12 protein-coding genes are annotated in these 18,861 nt (G+C 69.2%); 6 read left to right on the plus strand and 6 right to left on the minus strand.

Features of this window, described 5'->3' with window-relative positions; genetic code table 11:
• Positions 1-73: 73 nt before the first annotated feature.
• Positions 74-1,096: a methyltransferase gene (locus DMC61_RS37885; protein WP_125695300.1), complete on the plus strand. Its 1,023-nt coding sequence runs from the start codon at positions 74-76 to the stop codon at positions 1,094-1,096.
• Positions 1,097-1,098: 2 nt separating this feature from the next.
• Here DMC61_RS37885 and DMC61_RS37890 read toward each other — a convergent pair whose 3' ends face one another.
• From DMC61_RS37890 to DMC61_RS37915, 6 genes are read right to left on the minus strand one after another with little or no spacing between them, the layout of a single operon-like run.
• Complete coding sequence (locus tag DMC61_RS37890; protein WP_125695301.1) at positions 1,099-2,340, minus strand: NAD(P)/FAD-dependent oxidoreductase; 1,242 nt, start codon at positions 2,338-2,340, stop codon at positions 1,099-1,101.
• A complete protein-coding gene (locus DMC61_RS37895; protein WP_125695302.1) occupies positions 2,337-4,001 on the minus strand; it encodes a prenyltransferase/squalene oxidase repeat-containing protein in 1,665 nt (554 codons plus the stop codon). The genes DMC61_RS37890 and DMC61_RS37895 overlap by 4 nt, the downstream gene beginning before the upstream one ends.
• Positions 3,998-4,984: a UbiA family prenyltransferase gene (locus DMC61_RS37900; protein ID WP_125695303.1), complete on the minus strand. Its 987-nt coding sequence runs from the start codon at positions 4,982-4,984 to the stop codon at positions 3,998-4,000. Before DMC61_RS37900 ends, DMC61_RS37895 begins: the two co-directional genes overlap by 4 nt.
• The gene (locus tag DMC61_RS37905) at positions 4,974-5,954 is read right to left on the minus strand and encodes a polyprenyl synthetase family protein (RefSeq protein WP_125695304.1); all 981 of its coding nucleotides are present in this window, start codon (positions 5,952-5,954) and stop codon (positions 4,974-4,976) included. The genes DMC61_RS37900 and DMC61_RS37905 overlap by 11 nt, the downstream gene beginning before the upstream one ends.
• Positions 5,951-6,961: an aminotransferase class I/II-fold pyridoxal phosphate-dependent enzyme gene (locus DMC61_RS37910; RefSeq protein WP_125695305.1), complete on the minus strand. Its 1,011-nt coding sequence runs from the start codon at positions 6,959-6,961 to the stop codon at positions 5,951-5,953. The genes DMC61_RS37905 and DMC61_RS37910 overlap by 4 nt, the downstream gene beginning before the upstream one ends.
• Before the next feature lie 20 nt (positions 6,962-6,981).
• Positions 6,982-7,470, minus strand: coding sequence for a nucleoside deaminase (locus DMC61_RS37915; RefSeq protein WP_125695306.1), 489 nt, complete (start codon positions 7,468-7,470; stop codon positions 6,982-6,984).
• A gap of 515 nt (positions 7,471-7,985) precedes the next feature.
• Between DMC61_RS37915 and DMC61_RS37920 the strand changes: the two genes are divergently transcribed.
• From DMC61_RS37920 to DMC61_RS37940, 5 genes are all read left to right on the plus strand, one after another.
• Positions 7,986-9,329 (plus strand): ferric reductase-like transmembrane domain-containing protein, encoded by a 1,344-nt coding sequence (locus tag DMC61_RS37920; RefSeq protein ID WP_125695340.1) that lies wholly within the window; start codon positions 7,986-7,988, stop codon positions 9,327-9,329.
• A gap of 19 nt (positions 9,330-9,348) precedes the next feature.
• Positions 9,349-9,765: an FMN-binding protein gene (locus DMC61_RS37925; protein ID WP_125695307.1), complete on the plus strand. Its 417-nt coding sequence runs from the start codon at positions 9,349-9,351 to the stop codon at positions 9,763-9,765.
• A complete protein-coding gene (locus DMC61_RS37930) occupies positions 9,762-10,496 on the plus strand; it encodes an FAD:protein FMN transferase (RefSeq protein WP_199750199.1) in 735 nt (244 codons plus the stop codon). The genes DMC61_RS37925 and DMC61_RS37930 overlap by 4 nt, the downstream gene beginning before the upstream one ends.
• A 27-nt stretch (positions 10,497-10,523) precedes the next feature.
• Positions 10,524-11,663 carry a homoserine O-acetyltransferase gene (locus DMC61_RS37935; RefSeq protein WP_370456445.1) on the plus strand — a complete coding sequence of 380 codons (1,140 nt, stop codon included), beginning with the start codon at positions 10,524-10,526 and terminating at the stop codon, positions 11,661-11,663.
• A gap of 156 nt (positions 11,664-11,819) precedes the next feature.
• The gene (locus DMC61_RS37940; RefSeq protein WP_125695308.1) at positions 11,820-18,467 is read left to right on the plus strand and encodes a hypothetical protein; all 6,648 of its coding nucleotides are present in this window, start codon (positions 11,820-11,822) and stop codon (positions 18,465-18,467) included.
• Positions 18,468-18,861: the final 394 nt, after the last annotated feature.

Here is an 18,861-nt window from a genome sequence, read left to right on the forward strand (position 1 = left end):
TTGCCAAGGCTTTCCGGTGCATTGTTCAGTGAAATACCGAAGTTTTCTCTTTCTCCTTCCCGAAAGGACCGCGGTGACGGCCGAGAACACGGATCTCCAGGACGGCACCAGCAGGCTCGCCGAACTCGTCGACCTCGCCACCCCGTTCGCGGTGCGGACCGCGGTCGCGTTGCGGCTGCCCGAACTGATCCGCGACGGGTATACGACGACCGCCGCGCTCGCGACGGAATCCGGGTCCGACCCGGCATCGCTCGCCCGCTTGCTCAACCATCTCGTGAAGGTCGGGGTGTTCGCCGAGACCGAACCGGGGCGGCACGGGCTCACCCCGGTGTCGCAAGCGCTGCTGGACGAACGCAACGCGCTGCTGCGTTCGTGGCTCGACGCCGACGGCCCCGGCCTCACGATGGATCTGGCCTACAGTGGGATGCCGCATTCCGTCCGCACCGGCGAGCCCGCCTACCCGGTCGTGCACGGCGCCGACTTCTGGTCCGACTACCGGGCCGACGAAACGCTGAGGCGGTTCTTCGGCGCCACGATGGCCGGATTCGCCTGGCAGACCGGGCCCGAGGTCGCCGCCCGCTGGGACTGGGGTTCCGTGTCCACCGTGCTCGACGTGGGCGGCGGAACCGGATCGCTGCTGACGGCGATCCTGACCGCGCATCCGCATCTGACCGGTGCGGTGCTGGATCTGCCCGAAGTCCGCCCCGAGGCGGAGAAACTCCTCATCGGCAGTGGCCTGAAAGACCGGGCTGAATTCCTCGGCGGAAGCTTCTTCGCCTCGATGCCGCCGGGCTACGACGTCGTGATCGTCTCGCGGGTGCTCACCGACTGGCCCGATGCGGACGCCCGCGAGATTCTCGGCCGCTGCGCGGAGGCCGCGGGCGACAAGGGACGGCTGCTGGTGGTCGAAGTGCTCGCCGGTGCCGAACACGCCAAGAACAACTCCTCGTTCGATCTGCAGTCGCTGACGTTGCTGGGCGGCCGGGAGCGCCGTCCGGAGGACTTCGACGAGCTCGCGACCGGCGCCGGGCTCGTGCGCCGGGCGCGGCTCGACGGCGCGAACGGTCTCGTGGTCCTGGAGTACGCGCGCGGATGAGTTCACCGCACCCAGCCGGGCAACCGGTTCGACCTCGGGTCGGGCAGCCCGAGCTGGTGCAGCCGGTCCAGCGGGGTCAGCCGCCGGACGCCCAGCCCGGACATCGTGTGCGTCACCTCGTGCCGGAGGCGGTCATTGGCACCCGTGCCCGCCAGCGCGCGGTCACCGATCCTGCTGCCGCCGGTGATCATCCGGGCCGCATTGTGGCTGGTCCGGCCGATATGGCCGAGGTTCTGCCGTCTCGCGGCGTCGTAGCGGTGCAGCGCGTGATCGACGACGTCGTCTGCCAGGGAACCGCCTTGGCGTAACTTCGCGGCGAGGTCGTACGCGTCGGCGATCGCGCTGTTCATTCCCTGTGCCGCCATCGGATGCACCAGATGACCGCTGTCGCCGACCAGGGCTATTCCGGGGGCGGTCAAGGAATCCGCCAGCGCTCTCGACACCGGCAGCACCTGTTTGCGGTCCAGTGCGGCGCGGAACGACGACGCCAGCGGGTCCAGCCCGGGACAGCCGGCCAGCACCTGATCCGCCCACCGGACCATCCCGTCCGCGTCGACACCGCGGAGTTCGTCCGGCGCGATCTGGACGTAGAGCCGGACTCGCCCGCCGGGCAAGGGATAGTGCAGGCGTAAGCCGTTCTCGGTGACGTAGGCGGTGAATTCCGGCGGTACGGCCACGCCGTGCAGGTCGAACGCGGCCAACCGGTGGGGATAGTCCCGCCGGGGCGCGTCCAGCCCGACCGCGGCGCGCAGCCGCGACGAAACCCCGTCCGCGGCCACCACCAGCGACGCGGAGAGGTCGCCGTCGTCGCATCGGACCCCGGTCACCCGGCCCGCGGTCGACCGCGGTTGCCGGAACTGCACGCCCCGTCGGATTTCGACGTTGCCGGGCAGTGCGTCCTCCAGCGTTTCGAGGATCACGGGATAGTCGTGCGCCAGCAGCCACGGATGCGCGGCCGGGAGCCGGGAGTAGTCGAGGACCATCCGCGGCTCACCGTCCGGGGCGCGGGCGGCCAGTCGCGAAAGGCGCAACGCTCCCGCTCGATCGAGCGCGTCGGTCACTCCCCACTCGTGCAGGACCGCCAGCGAGCCGGGCTGCAGAACCTCCCCCTTCGCCACCGGTGCGGGCGTCAGGCGTTTGTCCAGCACCAGGACCCGGTGCCCGAGCCTGCCCACCGCGCACGCGGCGGCAAGTCCCGCCACACCCGCGCCGCAGACGACGACGTCGTAGTGCTCCGGCCTCATCGCGTCACCTCGAGATACCGGCCCAGTGCCCGTAACGCCATGCCCTGGGTGAAGGCAGGGTTGGCGTACCGGCTGACCCGGCGCACGTACTCGTGCACCGGCTGCGGCGTCCACCCGCCGCCGGTCGTCCGGGCGTCGAGGAGCCAGTGCACGCCGTCGATCACCGCGACGGAATCCTTACCCGCCGTCAGCAGCGCCGAAACCGCCCATCCCGTCTCCTCGGCGGAGCCGGGAGCACCGTGCCCGTCACCCCAGGAACCGTCGGGGTTTCGGGCTCGCACCAGCCACTCCTGAGCCCGTGCCGCGGGCCCCGAACCGGTCCGGCCGCACCGGGCGAAGGTCTCCAGCACCGCCGCGGTCCCCATTGTGTGCTCCCGATACCAGACGGATTCGTAGCTCCCGTCGGGCAGTTGCGCCGTGCCGAGCCAATGCAGCGCGTGATGGATCCGCCGATCGGTGACGGGGACACCCGCGTCGAGAAGCGCCCCGACGGCCTGTGCCGTCGTCATCGGGCACGGCCCGCTGTTGACCACCTTGGTGTTGCGGACACAGAGGCTCCACGAACCGCGGCTGTCCTGACGGCCGCTGAGCCACGTGACACCCTTGCGGACGGCGTCGGCTTGCGCGTCACCCGGCAACCGGGCCAGCACGGAGACGACCTCGCCGGTCTCCAGCACCGCGGGCCAGCCGTTCGGACCGGACCAGCCCCAGAAGCCCGGCGGGCAGCCGAAGGCCAGGAACGGCCGGTGCTGCTGGAGACGTACGAAGAGATCACGGGAGACCGCGAGCCTTGGATCGTCGCGGTAACCGGCTTCGATCAGGCCGCGGACCGCGTACATCGTCCACGCGCCATCGAGCGGTGTGGTCGTCCACGAACCGTCGGGGTGCATGGTGCGCCGCAGCCAGCCGACGGCGGCGTCGACCATGTCCTGTCCCAGCCCGGCCCTCGCCAGCCCGACGCAGACGAGGCCGGTCACCCAGGCGTCCTCGGACCACGACCCCGCCGAGCCCTCGTGCTCGAACGCCTGCCGGATCCCCAGCATTGCCCGGGGTTCGGCTCGCCGGGCGAGCATCCGCTGCAGCCGCGTCAGGGGCCGGTGCCTGGTCTGCGCGAGGCCCAGCGCCGACGCCATCGGCAACCGGAGATCGAACAACCGGCGGTAAAGTCCTGGCAGTAAAGCCAATTCGAGCGGGAAGCGGCGCATCTCCCGCTGGTCGAGCCAGCCCGCTATACCGTAGAACTGGCGGCACCACAGCAGCACCTCCGGATGCGGGATCGCCTCCAGACCGCCGTAACCGGCCATCCACTCCCGTCCCGCCGCGACGGCCGCGGCATTACCGACGGGCCCCACCAGATGCAACGCGGCCGCGGCCACCGCGGTCGGACCCGGTTCGCTGTCCTGCCCGGGGACCATCGACCATCCGCCGTCGTCGTTCTGGACACGGCGGAGCCGCTCGGCTCCGGCCTCGATCAGGTCGGCGGCGCCACCCGGGTCCGCGAAGTGCAGCGCCGTGATCGCGCCCGCGGTCGCGAGGGTGGACCGCAGAGTGCTCGCCCCGTAGTCGAACACCCCGTCCGGCCGCTGTGCCCGCCACAGCTCCTCCGCTCCCTCCGCGATGGCCGTGGACAACTTCCCCTTCGCCGACTGGACTGAGCTCAAACCGTGTCCTCTCCGTCCCCTGCCGGGAACTCGTGCCGGGCCCGCATCCGGGCCTGAGTGACGAGCGAGAAAGCGAGGGCGGGCAGCACCAGCAGTGCGGCCACTCCGGCCCCGACAGCGCCCGCCGTGACAGCCGCCGCGAGCACCAGCCGCTCCGCGACGAGCACCTCGTGCGAACGCAACGCCCGCCGCGCGGTGAGCGCCGTGGGCCGGACGGTCGCGAACGCAAAGAAACCGGTCACGGCCGCGATCGCGACGAACGCGATCTGGTCTCCGGGCAAGCGGGCGACGAAAGCGCCGGCGCCCACCGCGGCGACGCCCGCCACGTACAGCACCACCGCGAGCCGCACCGCGACCCGCACGCCATGGCGTACCGGCACCGAGTGGTAGCCGCCCGCACGATCGCCCTCGACGTCGCGGACCGTGCCGATCAGATTGGAAGCGCTGTCGTGGAGCAGAAATCCCAGCGCCACCGGGACGAGTGTCCAAGGCGGCCAGGTGGTCACGGTCATCGCGCCGATCGTCAGCGCGAGCGCCGACAGCACCCCCCGGCTGAGGTTTCCGGCGAAGCCCCTCCGCTTGAACACGGCGCTGTAGGCGACGATCCCGCCCATCGCCAAGGCGAAGACCGGCAAAATCCGCCAGTTCACCGCGATCAAAGCCGCCAGTGACGTCGCCGCGCAGCCGATCCCGCAGGCCAGCGCCACGGCGGGCGACAACCGCCCGGACGGGATGGGCCGCTGTGGTTTCGCGATCGCGTCCAGGTGCCGGTCGAAGTGATCGCCGAGGTAGTGCCCGGACAGCCAGCCCAGGACCGGCGCCAGTACGGCGACGAAGAGCTCGACGGGCCGTCGCCCGCCCGCTGCCAACGCTCCCGCGAGACCCAGCAGGGCCGGGTAGCAGGTCGTGTACGGCCGCCAGGTCTGCCAATGGGCCGCGGCGACCTCGCGGAGCGCGCGGCGCGCGGGGCGATCAGCGGTCACGGTCCACGGCGCGGTCGGTGATCCCGGCGAGCCGGGCCGCCGCCGCGGCCACCGGCAGTTCCCTCAACCGTGCCCTCGCCCGGCCGGCGTGCTCCCGTGCGCTCCGGCAGGCGGAATCCAGGCCGCCGCTCGCCAGCACGGCGATGCGGAGCGACCTGAACGTCTCTTCAGGCGGGAGTGTCCCCGACAGCGCGGTTTCGATCAGTCGCCGGTGCTTCGGTTCCCCCTCGCGATACGCGAGCAGGACCGGCCAGGTCGGACGGAGGTTGGCCGCGTCGCTCACGGCGGGTTTGCCGGCGCGGGCGGTGTCCGCGAGATAGGGCAGGCAGTCGTCGTACATCTGGTAGGCGATCCCGGTGTGCTCGCCGTAGCTCCCGAGCAGTTCGATCTGCCCGGTTGAGCCGCCGCCGAGCAGCGCGCCCGCCCGGCAGGCGGCACGGAACAGCGCGGCGGTCTTCAAACCGGCTACCGCGAGATAGTCCTCCAGTGCGCTGTCGTGCTCCAGCCCCGACTCCAGTACCTGCCCTCGGCACAGGTCGTTGCCCGCACGGGCGATTTCGGCGACCACCGGTGCCACCGTCCCGGCAGGCAAGCCCCCGTCGGCGATGATGGCGAACAGGTCGAACAGCAGCGCGTCCCCGGTCACGATGGCTTCGGCGACCCCATAGCGCGCGTGCACCGACGGGCGACCCCGTCGCAGGTCGTCGCCGTCGATGATGTCGTCGTGCACCAAGGACGCCACATGCAGGTACTCGACCGCGATCGCGGCGGAGAGCGCCGAGCCCGCCGAACCGCCGACCGCTTCTGCCGACGCGATGAGCGCCAAGGGGCGCACCAGTTTTCCCGGTCCCGCCAGCGCGTGACCGATCAGCTCGTCGAACCGGTCACCCGCTCGCCGCTCCCGTCGTACGAGCGCGTCGCGGATCATCGCGGACAGGTCGCCGACCCCTGGCCCCAAGGTTTCGATCATCGGGTCGCTCCTTCGGCGGCGAAGGCACACGCAGCCGCGAGAACGGCGTCGTTGGCATCCGGAAGTCCAGTGCTGACACGGACTCCGGCATCGCCGACCACCCGGACGGCCACCCCGTGCCCGGCCAGACGCGTGACGAAATCCTGATTCCGCGCCCCGAAGCGGAGCCACAGGTAGTTCCCACCGCTCGGCGGGACGTCTAAGCCCAGGTCGATCAGGCCGTCGCGGACCCTGTCCCGCTCCGCGGCCAGCTCACGACACTGCTCGCGCATCCGGTCTTCGGCGTCCAGCGCGGCGATCGCGGCCGCCTGGGCCGGAGTGGGCACGCGATGGAAGGGCGTCGTCGGTCGTACCGGGCCCACGACCTTCTCGGCGCCGACGAGGTAGCCGACACGCAGGCCGATGAGGCCGTGCGATTTGGAGAAGGTGCGCACCACCACGACCCGGGGATCATCGGGTATCAGGCTCACCGCGTCGGCGATCTCGTCCGGTTCGGCGAACTCCCGGTACGCCTCGTCGACGAGCACGAGGACGTTCGCGGGCAGGGCGTCAAGCAATTCAGCCAAGCGTCCGGTTCCGAGTACCTCACCGGTGGGGTTGTTGGGATTGCACAACAGCACTACCCGGGTCCGGGTGGAAACGGCCGCGGCGACCCCGTCCAGATCCTGGCGGTCCCCGGCGTCACCGGGCACGGCGACCGGTTCGGCGCCGGCGTTGCGGATCAGCAGGGGGTAGAGATCGAACGAAGGCCAGGTGTGCACCACGGTGTCGCCGGGTGCGCAGTGCGCGGAAAGGAATTGCTGCAGCAACGCCCCCGAACCCGCTCCGGCGACGACTTGTCCCGCCGTCACCCCGAGTTCGTCGGCCAGCCGTGATTCCAGCCCGGCGGCGAGCGCGTCACCGGTCAGGTTCACCGAGCCGAGGGACTCGGACAAGGCTTCCCGCACGCCGGGCAACATCGGCCAGTGGTTCTCGTTCAAGGACAGCTGGTGCACGATCCGGCGCACTACCGCCAACCTTTCCTGCGTCAGTAGTCGATACGGTCGGCTTGCCTCGCCCAGGCCTCGAACGGCAGGCAAGCGTCTGGGACGCGCAGGGCGGAAACCGGGACCGTCCAGGTGTCGCGCGGCTTTTCGAACAGTTCGTAGAAGGCGAGGTCGTCGAAGCCCGCTTTCGCCGCGTCATGCCGATCGGCCGCGTAGACGACCTTCTCGAGACGGGACCACAAGGCCGACGCCAGACACATCGGGCAGGGCTCGCAGGAAGACACGAGCACACAGCCGGCGAGTGAGAATCTCTTGAGTTTCCAGCAGGCCTGGCGGATGGCGACCACCTCGGCGTGCGCCGTCGGGTCGAGCAGGGAGGTGACCTGGTTGACTCCGGTGGCGACCACCTCGCCGTCCCGGACGATGAGGGCACCGAACGGACCACCGCCGACTTCGACGTTGCGGGCGGCGATCCTGACACTCTCGATGAGCCAGTCGCGTTCCTCGGCTCCGCCGTCCGCTCGGGTCATTCGAGACCTCACTTCCGTCGTCGGGTGGCACGGATGACCGGGCGACCGGCTGAAGCGATCATCTTCGGTCGCGGCACCGATGCCCGGCGCGACAACGGGAACCGAGGGGGGAACCCGAGGGAAAGCCCTCACGAACCGACGGTGCGCCCGGTCGGAAAGCGACGGAGGCGACGGCGGCGGATCGGTCGTGGGCGTACGGGCTTGGGGGTTGTGAAAGCCACTTTCGCAACCTTGAACATTGCGAAAGTGGCTTTCACAACGCTTCCTTTCCTCTCGTGTGATGAGGGGAAAGCTCCCTTCAGTCGCCTTATCGCTCCTCTGCCCGCTGTCCATCCACAGTGGACTCGGACAGGTGTGGGCAAACTGCTAGCGGCGATGCCCTTCCGCACCTGGCACACCGGGGCCCGGTGAACCGATCATCGACTGTGGTGCCAGGGCGAATCGGCGCACATCCTGGCCGATCCCCGCATCACGGCCCCACGACGCGAAGAAGGGAAGCGAGAGTGACCGCAGTCATGCGACCAGCCGACCGGCCACTGGCCTCCGTCCGGCCCAGAATCCTCGCCACCGTGGTCTTTCTCGCCGTGATCGCGGCCAACGTCGCCGCGACGACCGTGCTCTTCTTCGCCGCCGGGCTCTCGGGCAACACCCTCGTCGACATCGGCAGGCTCACCGGCCTCTACGGCGGCTTGGTGCTGACGTTCCAGCTGATCCTCGTCGCCCGGCTGCCGTGGCTGGACCGGCGGATCGGCATGGACCGGCTCACCACCTGGCACCGCTGGACGGCCATCGGGCTTCTCTGGTCGTTGGTGGCCCACTTCGTCTTCACCGTCTTCGGTTACGCGGAGCTCGACGACAAGGGAGTCGTCGACGAATTCGTTTCGATGATCACCCAGCTCGAAGGCGTTCTCCGCGCGGTGGTGGCGTTCGCGCTCATCGTGCTCGTCGGAGGCGTGTCGGCGCGGTTCGTCCGCAGGCGACTGTCCTACGAGACCTGGCACTTCATCCACCTCTACGCCTACGCCGCGGTCGTGCTGGGCTTCGGCCATCAGGTGATGCTGGGCAAGTCGTTCGCGTCCGGCGGAATCGCCTGGATCTACTGGTACCTCGTCTGGGTGACGGGGCTCGCATCGGTCATCGTCGGGCGGCTGGTGCTGCCGCTGATCCGGAACCTGCGTCACCGGCTGAGGATCGTCGCCGTGGTTCCGGAGTCGGCCGAAACCGTGTCGGTGTACATGACCGGCAAGCATCTGGAGCGGATGCCGGTCAAGGCCGGGCAGTTCTTCCTGTGGCGGTTCCTGACCAAGGACCGGTGGTGGCAGGCCAATCCGTATTCCCTTTCGGCCGCACCCGACGGGCGCACCCTCCGGCTGACCGCGAAGGCCGCCGGTGACGGCAGCTCGTCCCTGCGCTCGCTGAAGGTCGGCACCTGGGTGTTCGCGGAAGGTCCCTACGGCGCTTTCACCGCGATGCATCAGCGCAAGACACGCGCCCTGCTCGTGGCGGGCGGGGTCGGGATCACGCCTCTTCGCGCGCTGCTCGAAGAGATCGCCGGGCACGTGATCCTGGTCTACCGCGTCCGGAGCGAACAGGACGCCGTGCTGCTGCCGGAGATCAGGGGCCTGGCACGGGCACGGGGCGCGGCGGTCCATGTCCTCGCCGGGCCGTCCGATCGGTCCGGGCCGTTCGGCCCCTTGCTCGGACCGGACAGCCTGTGGCGGCTGGTGCCGGACATCCGTGAGCGGGACGTCTTCGTCTGCGGCCCGCCCGGCATGACCTCGGCCACGTTGCGCAGCCTGCGGGAGATCGGGGTTCCGCGTCAGCAGGTGCACGCCGAGCGCTTCAGCCTCACGATCTGAGCCGGGAGTCGACCGACCCATGAAGAAAACCGTCCTCACCCTCATCGTGGCCTTGTCCACCGCGGGGTTCATCGGTCTCTACGTCTACGACCCGGGTTCGCCCGCGCCGGAGCCGGCCGCACCGGCCGCTGCCCCGCCGAACATCTTCGAGGCACTGGAGGCACCGCCGAGCGCGCAGGCCGTGCGCACGGTGGACGGCTCGGCGGAGACCGACAAGTACGGCACGGTGCAAGTACAGCTCGTGGTGTCCGAGAACCGGATCTCGGAGATCCGGCTGCTACAGCAACCTGAACCGGGAAGGGGCGCGGAGGCGGTCAAGGCTCTCCAGCAGGCGACGCTGACCGCGCAGAGCGCCGCCATCGACACCGTGTCCGGGGCGACGATGACGAGCGAGTCGTACCTGAAGTCCCTTCAGGCCGCGCTGGACGCGAGGTGAAGCGGGTCGAGCAGGTCATGGGGTTGCCGGTTTCGGTCGACATCCGTGACGAAGGTGACCACCTGACGTCGCTCGCGCGCGTTTTCGCGTGGCTGCACGAGGTCGACGAACGATTCAGCCCGTTCAGGACAGACAGTGAGGTGAGCCGCTTCGATCGCGGCGACCTGGCCGTGTCCGAGCTCAGTGACGACCTGCTCGACATCCTGATGACCTGTGACCACTACGAACAGCTCTCCGGCGGGGCGTTCACGGCGCGGCTACCGGGCAAGCCGCTCGATCCCAACGCCATCACGAAGGGCTGGGCGGTCCAGCGGGCCGCCCGGCTCCTGAAATCCGCGGGACTCGAAGTCTTCTGCGTCAACGCCGGTGGTGACGTGGTGACCGCGGGAGAGCCGGAACCCGGACGCGGCTGGCGGATCGGCATCCGTCATCCCGAGCAGCGCGGAGAGATCTGCGCCGTCGTGGAATCGGCCGACGGCGCCGTCGCGACGTCCGCCTGCTACGAGCGCGGTTCGCATATCTTCAACGGCCGCACCGGGCGGCCCGCCGAGGGGCTGCTGTCGGTGACCATCGTCGCCGAAGACCTGCTTCGGGCGGACGCGTTGGCCACGGCCGCCTTCGCGATGGGTGTCGACGGGATCGCCTGGGCCGCCTCGCAGCCCGGGTGCCGGGTCCTGATCGTCGACGCCGATCGGCAAGTGCACCGGTCGTCCGACCTGAAGCTGTTGTGAGAAGACCGAACGGAAAGAGCTGTGACCTTGCTGAAAACCGCTGTTTCTCCGCCTCCGGCGACGGGTGCCTGGCGTGAAGGCGACCCACCGGGACGCCGCCGGTGGTTCACTCACGCCGGCGCCTTCGCGCTGGAGGGTGGCGGAACCCTTCCGGAATTCACCCTGGCCTTCGAGACCTGGGGGCGGCTGAATCCGTCGAAGACCAACGCGGTTCTGCTCGAACACGCCTTCACCGGCGACAGTCACGCCGCGGGAGAAGCCGGCCCTGGACACCCCAGCCCTGGTTGGTGGGACTCGCTGATCGGACCTGGGCTTCCGCTCGACACCGACCGGTACTTCATCGTCGCGGCGAACGCCCTCGGCGGCTGCCAAGGCTCCACCGGTCCGGCTTCCCTCGCCCCGGACGGCACCCCGTGGGGCAGCCGCTTCCCCCTGCTGACCCTGCGGGACCTGGTCGCGGCGGAAGCACGGCTGAGCACCTGGCTCGGGATCTCGCGCTGGCGTGCCGTGATCGGTGGCTCGATGGGCGGCAACCGGGCGCTCGAATGGGCGGCGACCTGGCCCGAGCGGGTGGCCGCGATCATGGTGCTGGGCAGTGCCGCCGTCACTCCGCCCGATCATCTCGCCCTGGGCTCGGCGCAGATCCACGCGATCACCGCCGGCCCTGGCTGGCATGGCGGGGACTACCACCATCTCCCGCCGGGCGAGGGCCCGCACCGGGGGTTGGGCACGGCGCGGCGGATCGCGCATCTCGCCTACCGGGCGGAGGCCGAACTCGAGCAGCGGTTCGGCCGGAGACCTCAGGACGGGGAAGATCCGTTCCTGGGCGGACGCTTCGCCATCGAGTCGTATTTCGACCACCACGCGGACAAACTGGTGCGCCGGTTCGACGCGGGAAGCTACGTCACCCTCACCAGGGTGCGGAACAGCCACGACCTCGGCCGTGGCCGGGGCGGCGTCTCAGCGGCACTGGCCGGGATCACGGCCGAGGCGATCGTCGCGAGGCTTTCCGGTGACCGGATGTACCGGCCGTCCGCGCTCGACGAGCTGGCCACCGGAATCCCGGGCTGCGCCGGGATCTCGGAGATCGTGTCGCCACACGGCCACGACGGTTTCCTCACCGCGATCGACCAGATCGGCCCGTTGCTGCGCTCGCTGCTGGACTGATCCTTCCGCGTCCTCTCACCTGGTGAAGTAAATCCCCCTCTTTCGGCCCGTGCGGACGTAACCCGGCGGTAACAGCCACTCGGTTGGCGCAAAGTAGACCTGTTCGGGTGCCGCTTCGCCGGGTCGAGAGGTAAGGCAACGTTGGGTGAAGGCGGTGTGCACATCGCACCGGAGGTCCGGAAGTTCCTCGAGGTCACACTGGGCTTCTCGTGGCCGGAGAGTGACGACCGGGGCTTGACGGCGCTGTGGCTGGCGTGGGCGGAATTCGAGAAGGCGGCCACCGCTTACCAGGCCGCGACCGAGGTGGCGGGGATCGCGGCGGCCGAGGCACTGGTAGGCGAGACGGGAGAGTTCTTCGGCCACTACCTGGGCTCCACCGTCCCCGCGGGTCTCGATGCCCTGGCAGGCAGCGCGGGTGAGCTGGCGAAGATGGCGAAGAACGCCGCCGCGGACGTCTACAAGACCAAGGTCATGTTCGTCGTGTTCGCCGCGTTCGCGCTGGCCACGGTCATCGAGCTGCTCGTGTCGGTCATCGGGGCCCTGTTCGTCGCCCCGGTCCTGGCCGCCGCACGCGTCAGTATCGGCGCGATCTGGCGCGCCCTGATCACCGAATTGGGTGCGCTCACGCGGCCGGTGATCCTGCGGGGTCTGGCCGAGGCCGGGAAGCAGACCGCGAAATTCGCCGCCATCGGCGCGGGACTCATGGCGGGCACCGACTTCGGCGTTCAAGCCCAGCAGGTCGCCGACGGACTCCGCGACGGCTGGGACACCCGTTCGCTGACCTCATCGCTCGTCGGAGGCTTGCTCGGCGGCGGCTTCGCCGGGCTCTTCCACGCCGGAGCCGGCCTGATCCGTTCCACCGCTTTCTCTCTCGAAGGCCGGCTGGTCAAGACCGCCGCGGGCAAGATCGTCACCGCACCCGAAGGCGTGCTGCTGACCGAGCTGGCCGGCCCTCTCAAAGCGATCGGCCATCTCGCCTACGGCACCGGACAGGTCGGCATCGCGCTGCTCACCGCGCCGCTCGTCAACGTCCTCACCGGCAACGCGGGTGCCAACCCCTTCCTCGGCATCGTCAGCGCGTTCAGCGCCCACGGCGGACGACGAGCCGCCACCACGGGCTCCCCCGCGCTCGATGCGATCCACCCGCCCGTCCTGCCCACGTTCACCGTTCCCGAAGTGAAAACCCGCCCGACCACGGAGAAGAACCCGATCGCCGACGCTGGTGTTCCCCCGACGTACACCGCCGTGGTGGCGAGCAGGGAGCCCCTGCCGGCACTGGAAACGGCATCTGTTCACGCCGCGGCCCCGACCGTGATCGGCGGCGACCCGCCACTCACCAAGGCAATGGTCCCGGCAAGCCCGTGGCAGGCCGCCGACGCGCGTGAGCGCGGGCCGTCGGCCGCGGCCGTCCTCACCCAGCCGGCCCGGCTGTCGGTGCCGACCACCACCGCGGCAGCCGGCTCCCGCGCCGCAGAACAGGGAGCGGCGATATCGCCTGCCCGGAACGACCGGGGTCCCGTGCTGTCCAGCGTCATCACGGCACCGACGGCTCTGTCCGCGAACACCGGGGGCCGCGTCCACATCGTCCCGGACGGCGACGGTTCCCCGGTGCTCACACCGGGGCTCCCCGCAGAACGCGGTCTCTCGTCGGCCGCCACCTCGTTCCTGACCGAACCGCCCGGAACCACCGTCTCGATCGCGCCCCATCCGGACGCCGTGCAGGGCTCTCCCGCCCTGTTCCCTGATCTCACTCCCCGCGAACTCCTCCAGGGCCTTCCCACACATTCCCCGGTGCAGCCGGTCCGCGCGATCCCGCTACCCGGTGGTGGCGGCGTCGCGTTCATCACCGGACCGCAGACCCGGAACGTGCTCAACGCCTTCCCGTCTCCCGAACCCGGCGTGTTCCGTCTCGTCACCCACCAGGATGGCGGCCACCTTGTCTTTCCCGGCGATGACCACCGCCCCCTTCCCCATCGCCCGGGTCAAGTCGCCGAGGTCCTCAACCACCTCGACCCGCGGCTCGGGTCCTGGCGCGCCTTCAAAACCGTCGAGCTCTGGACCTGCGACCTCACCCCCGAGCACGCGACGACGCTCGGCCGCGCTGTCCGCACGGTCCTCGGCGCCGACCTCACCGTCGCCCACCCCGGCAGGCCCGTGTACCTCACTCCTCAAGGTGCCGTGCACACCACAGACCCCGGCGTCGAGGGCACTCTCACCCTCGGTCCGAAGCGGAACGCCACCGATCTCGGTTCAGCTTCCCGTGGCGCGCCCAGACGCCGCCAGGCCGCTGCCCCGCATGCCGCCGACGATCTCACCGAACTCGTCGATCCCGAAACGGCGACGCGACTCACCAGCGCGGCGATCGGAATATTCCATCGGTACGGCGACCTGAACCGGGCACATCTGCTCAGCTATCTGCGTGAGCATGGCGCGGCACTGAGAATCCCCACGGTCGCCGCCAAGGTGATCGGGCCGGCCAGGGAAACCGTCGCGAAGAACGACGAGCTGTGGACTCCGCTCTATCGAGGTGAACTCCAGCAAGGGACGTTCGATCTGCGCGAGCCCGACGAGTTCACCGTGTGGTCGTGGCAGCAGGCGATCACCCGCCCCGTCGACACCGCGGAGCAGATCGTGCGAACCGCCTACGAAACCGGATTCAGCGGTCCCGCGGACGTTCTTGTCGCCGGGGCCAGGAAGGCGATCGAGGCCGCGAAAGCGGATGATCGCCGGCATCCGGAGCTGGTCCTGAAGGCAATCGACCACCGTCCGATGATCGAGGCGCTGGCTGATCGGTTTGTCACCGATCATGGTTCGAGCCAGGCGAGCATCATCGAGCGATTGCGGGCAAGGAACGTACGAGGAGAGGACGCCGAACTCCAGCGGCTCGTGAACGAGCGTCAGGAAGCGTGGCGTGGAAGAACAGCCGCGGGCGCCCGACCGGCCTTACCCTCCGGCAAAACGTTCCTCGGCCGTTCTCTGGACGCGGACCGGCTCACCGATCATGAACTGATCGACAAAATCGCCTACGCCGCGGCCTGGGCCGACAAGAGCGCGACGCCCGCGGACCTGACCAGGAACCTGATCGAGGGCGGCGTCACCGGAGCGTGGGCGAATCTGTTCCGCTTGGTCGAAACGGCCACCGCGGAGGCTGCCCGCAACGGAGACCGGCTTCTCCCTTTGGATTCGGAGAACCCTGCTCATCACGACGCCATCCGGAGCCGGATCGGCACCATCTTGCGCGTGACGCCCGAACTGCGTGACCCGGCCCGGGTCAAGCGCTTGGGGAGGCACGCGCGAATGCGGCACATCTCCGGTTCCCAAGCCGCGCTCGAGGAGCACGTCCGGGCAGCGCTGGAAACGCCTGCCGACCACCTGCCGGCGGGCCCCGAAACCGCCGGACCGGAATTCAATCCCATCGTCATCCGCGCCGGCGAACTCGACCCCGGCAACGAGGAGCACCACCGTGCCCTCGACGAGTTGGCCCGCAAGGTGGTCGAGGAAAACGGAAGCCTCCTATCGGCGACCTTGTGCTTCCACATGTATCGGGAAGGTGCCGCCAGAAAGGGAGGGATCGCAGAGCGGGTGGCCGCGGCGTTGGCCCAAGCCGCGGACGAAGGATCGTTGTGGCAACCCGTTTACCGTGGCCGCGCGCAGGACCTTCGTTTCCAGACGACCTATCCGAACGACTTCACGGCCGTGCTGTGGCAGCTGGCGATCAGTCATCCGAACGAAAAGGCGACGGAGATCGCCCGCCGCGCCGAACACGCCGGTTTGGTCGCCAGCCGGGACTTGCTGGTCGCATCCGCCAAGCAGGCCATCGAGGCCGCCGAACTGCATCAGCGTCGGCGCCCGGTCTTGAACATCGCCGATCGACAGCACGATCCGCGGGTCGACGAACTCCTCGATGCCGTTGTTCCCGCTCTGCTGAGACAGAAGTCCGACGACGGCGTCGACCGTTTGCTGACAGCCGTTCGAACGTACAATCTGGAAGGAACCAATAGTAAGCTGCGTGCCGAATTGGCCGAGCGCAAAGCCGCTTTCGCACAGGCGAACACCCTGGGCACGGGACACCACCGAGCCCAGACCGGTCCCGAAGGTGAGCCGCCGTCGCTGGTTTCGGACGGACTGTTCCTGGGCCGGTCACTCGACGCCGACAATCCGGCGGATCACGGCTGGATCGACAAGCTCGCCTACGCCGCGGCCTGGTCCGACAAGAGCGCCACTCCCGAACAGCTGACCCGCCGCCTGATGGACGAGGGGATCAAGGGGGCGTACGACACCCTGGCGGCCCTCGTCGGCAAAGTCGTCGCCGAAGCCGTCAAGAACGGAGACCGGCTGGAGCGATTGTCCGGCGACTCGGTTTTCGCACGGCAAGACGTCCAGAGCCGAATCGGTGAGCTGCTCCTTCGCGACGCCTCGCTCCGCGATCCCGGCAACCCCGACCGAGTCACCCAGCTCGTCAAGCAGATGCGTATCCGGCAGATCACCGGCTCCCGACGCGGTCTCCGTGCCCTCGCCGAATCCATGCTCGAAATCCAGGCCCACCGGCCCTTGCCCGACAGCTCCGGAATCCCCGCTCGCTCACCTGTCCGGCCGGTCCGCGCCATCCCGCTTCCCGACCAGGTCGGGTTCGCCTTCGTTCACGAGAGATACGCCGGGAACATCGCCGCGGCCTTCCCCACCCCGGAGCCCGGCGTTTTGCGCGTCGTCGTCGATCACGACAACGGCGTCTTCTCCCTGCCGGGCTTCCTGGGCGGCGAGATCACCCACACGCCGGACCAGCTCGTCGAGGTGATCTCCACCCTCCCGATCCCGCTCGCGACCTGGGACACGATCGGCGAAATCCGGCTTTGGGCCTGCCGGATCACCGAAACCGACGGCTACGCGCGGCTCGCCAAGGCCCTGCGAGACCATCCCTCCTTCGCCGCGGGAGGTCTCCGGCTGTCCGTCGCGCATGCGGGTCTCCCCATCCACATCACCCCGGACGGTCACGTCCAGCACGTTCCCTCGACCACACCCGGCACCCTCACCCTCGGCCCCGGTCACCCGGAAGCCGGCCCCTCGACGCTCACTCCTGCGCAGACCCACGTGTCGAGACTGTTCACGAGGCTGTCCGATCGGCTCGAACACGCGCAACGGCATATCACCGCGCTGCCCGCGACCTTCGAGCCCGCCCTACGCGCCGAAATCGACCAGCGGCAAGCCGCGCTGAGCCGGGTCACCGTGCGTGACCTGACCGCACGGGACGCGGCCGGGCTCCCCGCCAAGCTCGAAAGCGTCGACCGCCTCGTCGCCGCGCTGCGAGACGCCCGGCTGACCCGGATGGAGGCCCTGCACGACGCCGCCATCGCCAGGATCGGGCGCGGCGAAAGCCCGCTGCGGTTCTATCCGGACGGCGTACCCGACGGCGTGACCAGCAACCCGGACGCCCGGTTCGGGCTGGAGATCGAATTCCAGCTCCTCAGCAAGGACTTCGACGGGGATATCAAGAGCCTCGGTGAACAACTCGAGACCGAAGGCCTTCTCGAGTGGAACGACGGCAAGGATTTCCACGATACCGAAACCCAACCCGGCCGATGGACCTTGGTGACCGAGGACGTCCACGAGGGCGGCGGGGAGCTGCGTTCGCCGATCCTGCCGGGAGGACCTGGCAGCTGGACCGACGTCGCGAAAATGCTGCACAGCCTCAGGACCTACCGCGACAGCGAGGGCGAACCGCTGACCGCCGAACGGACAGGCGGTCACGTCAACCTCAGCTTCGACCACCAGCTCAGCCTGCCCGCCAATGGCAGGCTGGCGCGGCTGGCCAAGGCATACGAAGACGTCCTCTACCGCTTGGGCAACCACCACGGTCCCGCTTCGCCGCCCCGGCGGCTCACAATGGTCGGCCCGACTCCGCTGCCGCCACCCGAGGTCACCTCACTCCTCGACGTCCGGGGCCTCAACTTCGACCGAAGTGATGCGATCAATTTCACGCATGTGCGCTGGCGCCTGAGCGACCGCTACGAATTCCGGTTCTGGGCCGGCGCGCTCACCGAGTCCGAATGGCAGGTGCACGCCGAACTCAGCGGCGCGATGCTGCTCGCGGCGGAGAATCCGTCCCTTGACGGCGTGCTGGGAGACCGGCTGACCCGGCCACGCCTGGTGGGGCACACACCCGGGTTCTCCAGCGCGCGGGACGAACTCGCCTATCTCCTGGACTTCCTGGAGCTGCTGCCGCTGAGTCCCGCCGCCGAAGAGCAGGCCGTCGCCCTGCACTCCTGGACCCGTCCGTTGACGGTGACCAGGGCCAACGATCCGCGATACCGGGCACAGACCGTCATCGGACCTGGCGGCCGTGGGTGGTACTTCCCGATGCGGGGAACCAGCATCGAAGACGCGGTGGCGACAGCCTCGCGCCTTCCCCGCTACCCTCACGCGGAGGTCGTGGCGGCCAGCCTGACCTCCGCGGAGGACGCGATCGACGCCTGGACCACCGGTCCGATGTCCTACGGCGACTTCCTCCACGCGCTCTCCTCCCGTGACGTGACCCTCCGGGCGCAAAGCGCGAGACTGGACGAACCTCGTATCGTCCTCGCGGTCCGGAACGGAGCGGCACGGCTGGGTCCCACGGTGTCGCTCAGCATGCGGGAACCGGTCGTGGTCACCGAAGGCCAGGTGCGGATCACGCCGGACGGCAGGCTGGAGACCGACACGGAATGGATCGAACTGGAGTCCGGCTCGGTCCGGCTCCGGACCGGCCAGAAGGACCTCGGAGCGGCTCTCGAGGCCATGGACGACATGGACAGCGAAGACGATTATTGAGCCGGCGTGGAAGCTCGGTCACGTGTCGCGAAAGTGGCTTTCGCGACACTTCCAGCGATGCAGCGCACAAAGGCGCGGACGCGTTTCCGGCGAACACGCGTGATTGAGCGGCGATCACACTGGAAGACGACGAATGGACATGAACCGAAAGCGCGGCCTACCAGGTCGTCCCATCCTCCGCGAGGTGGTCACAGCGCGCGAGATGTCCTTCGGGGAGCGTGCATGTCCACCCGTCGTGATCGGTGTCCGGCGGCACCGGAGTGAGCGAACTCGAACAGCCATTGACGATTTCGGACGCCTTCAGAACGGCTTTGTTCCTCGTCGAAAATTCCATGGCATGACCTCTCCGTACAGTTCTGCTGAACCCGCCGGGAGCAATACGTACGCTTCCCGG

The organism is Amycolatopsis sp. WAC 04169 (assembly GCF_003947535.1).
GTDB lineage: Bacteria > Actinomycetota > Actinomycetes > Mycobacteriales > Pseudonocardiaceae > Amycolatopsis > Amycolatopsis keratiniphila.

What these genes read in the sequence shown, in the direction of transcription:
- DMC61_RS37890 (WP_125695301.1), bottom strand. Translation starts at nt 2,340, where the DNA reads ATGAGGCCGGAGCACTACGACGTCGTCGTCTGCGGCGCGGGTGTGGCG.
- DMC61_RS37905 (WP_125695304.1), bottom strand. Translation starts at nt 5,954, where the DNA reads ATGATCGAAACCTTGGGGCCAGGGGTCGGCGACCTGTCCGCGATGATC.
- DMC61_RS37915 (WP_125695306.1), bottom strand. Translation starts at nt 7,470, where the DNA reads ATGACCCGAGCGGACGGCGGAGCCGAGGAACGCGACTGGCTCATCGAG.
- DMC61_RS37920 (WP_125695340.1), top strand. Translation starts at nt 7,986, where the DNA reads ATGCGACCAGCCGACCGGCCACTGGCCTCCGTCCGGCCCAGAATCCTC.
- DMC61_RS37925 (WP_125695307.1), top strand. Translation starts at nt 9,349, where the DNA reads ATGAAGAAAACCGTCCTCACCCTCATCGTGGCCTTGTCCACCGCGGGG.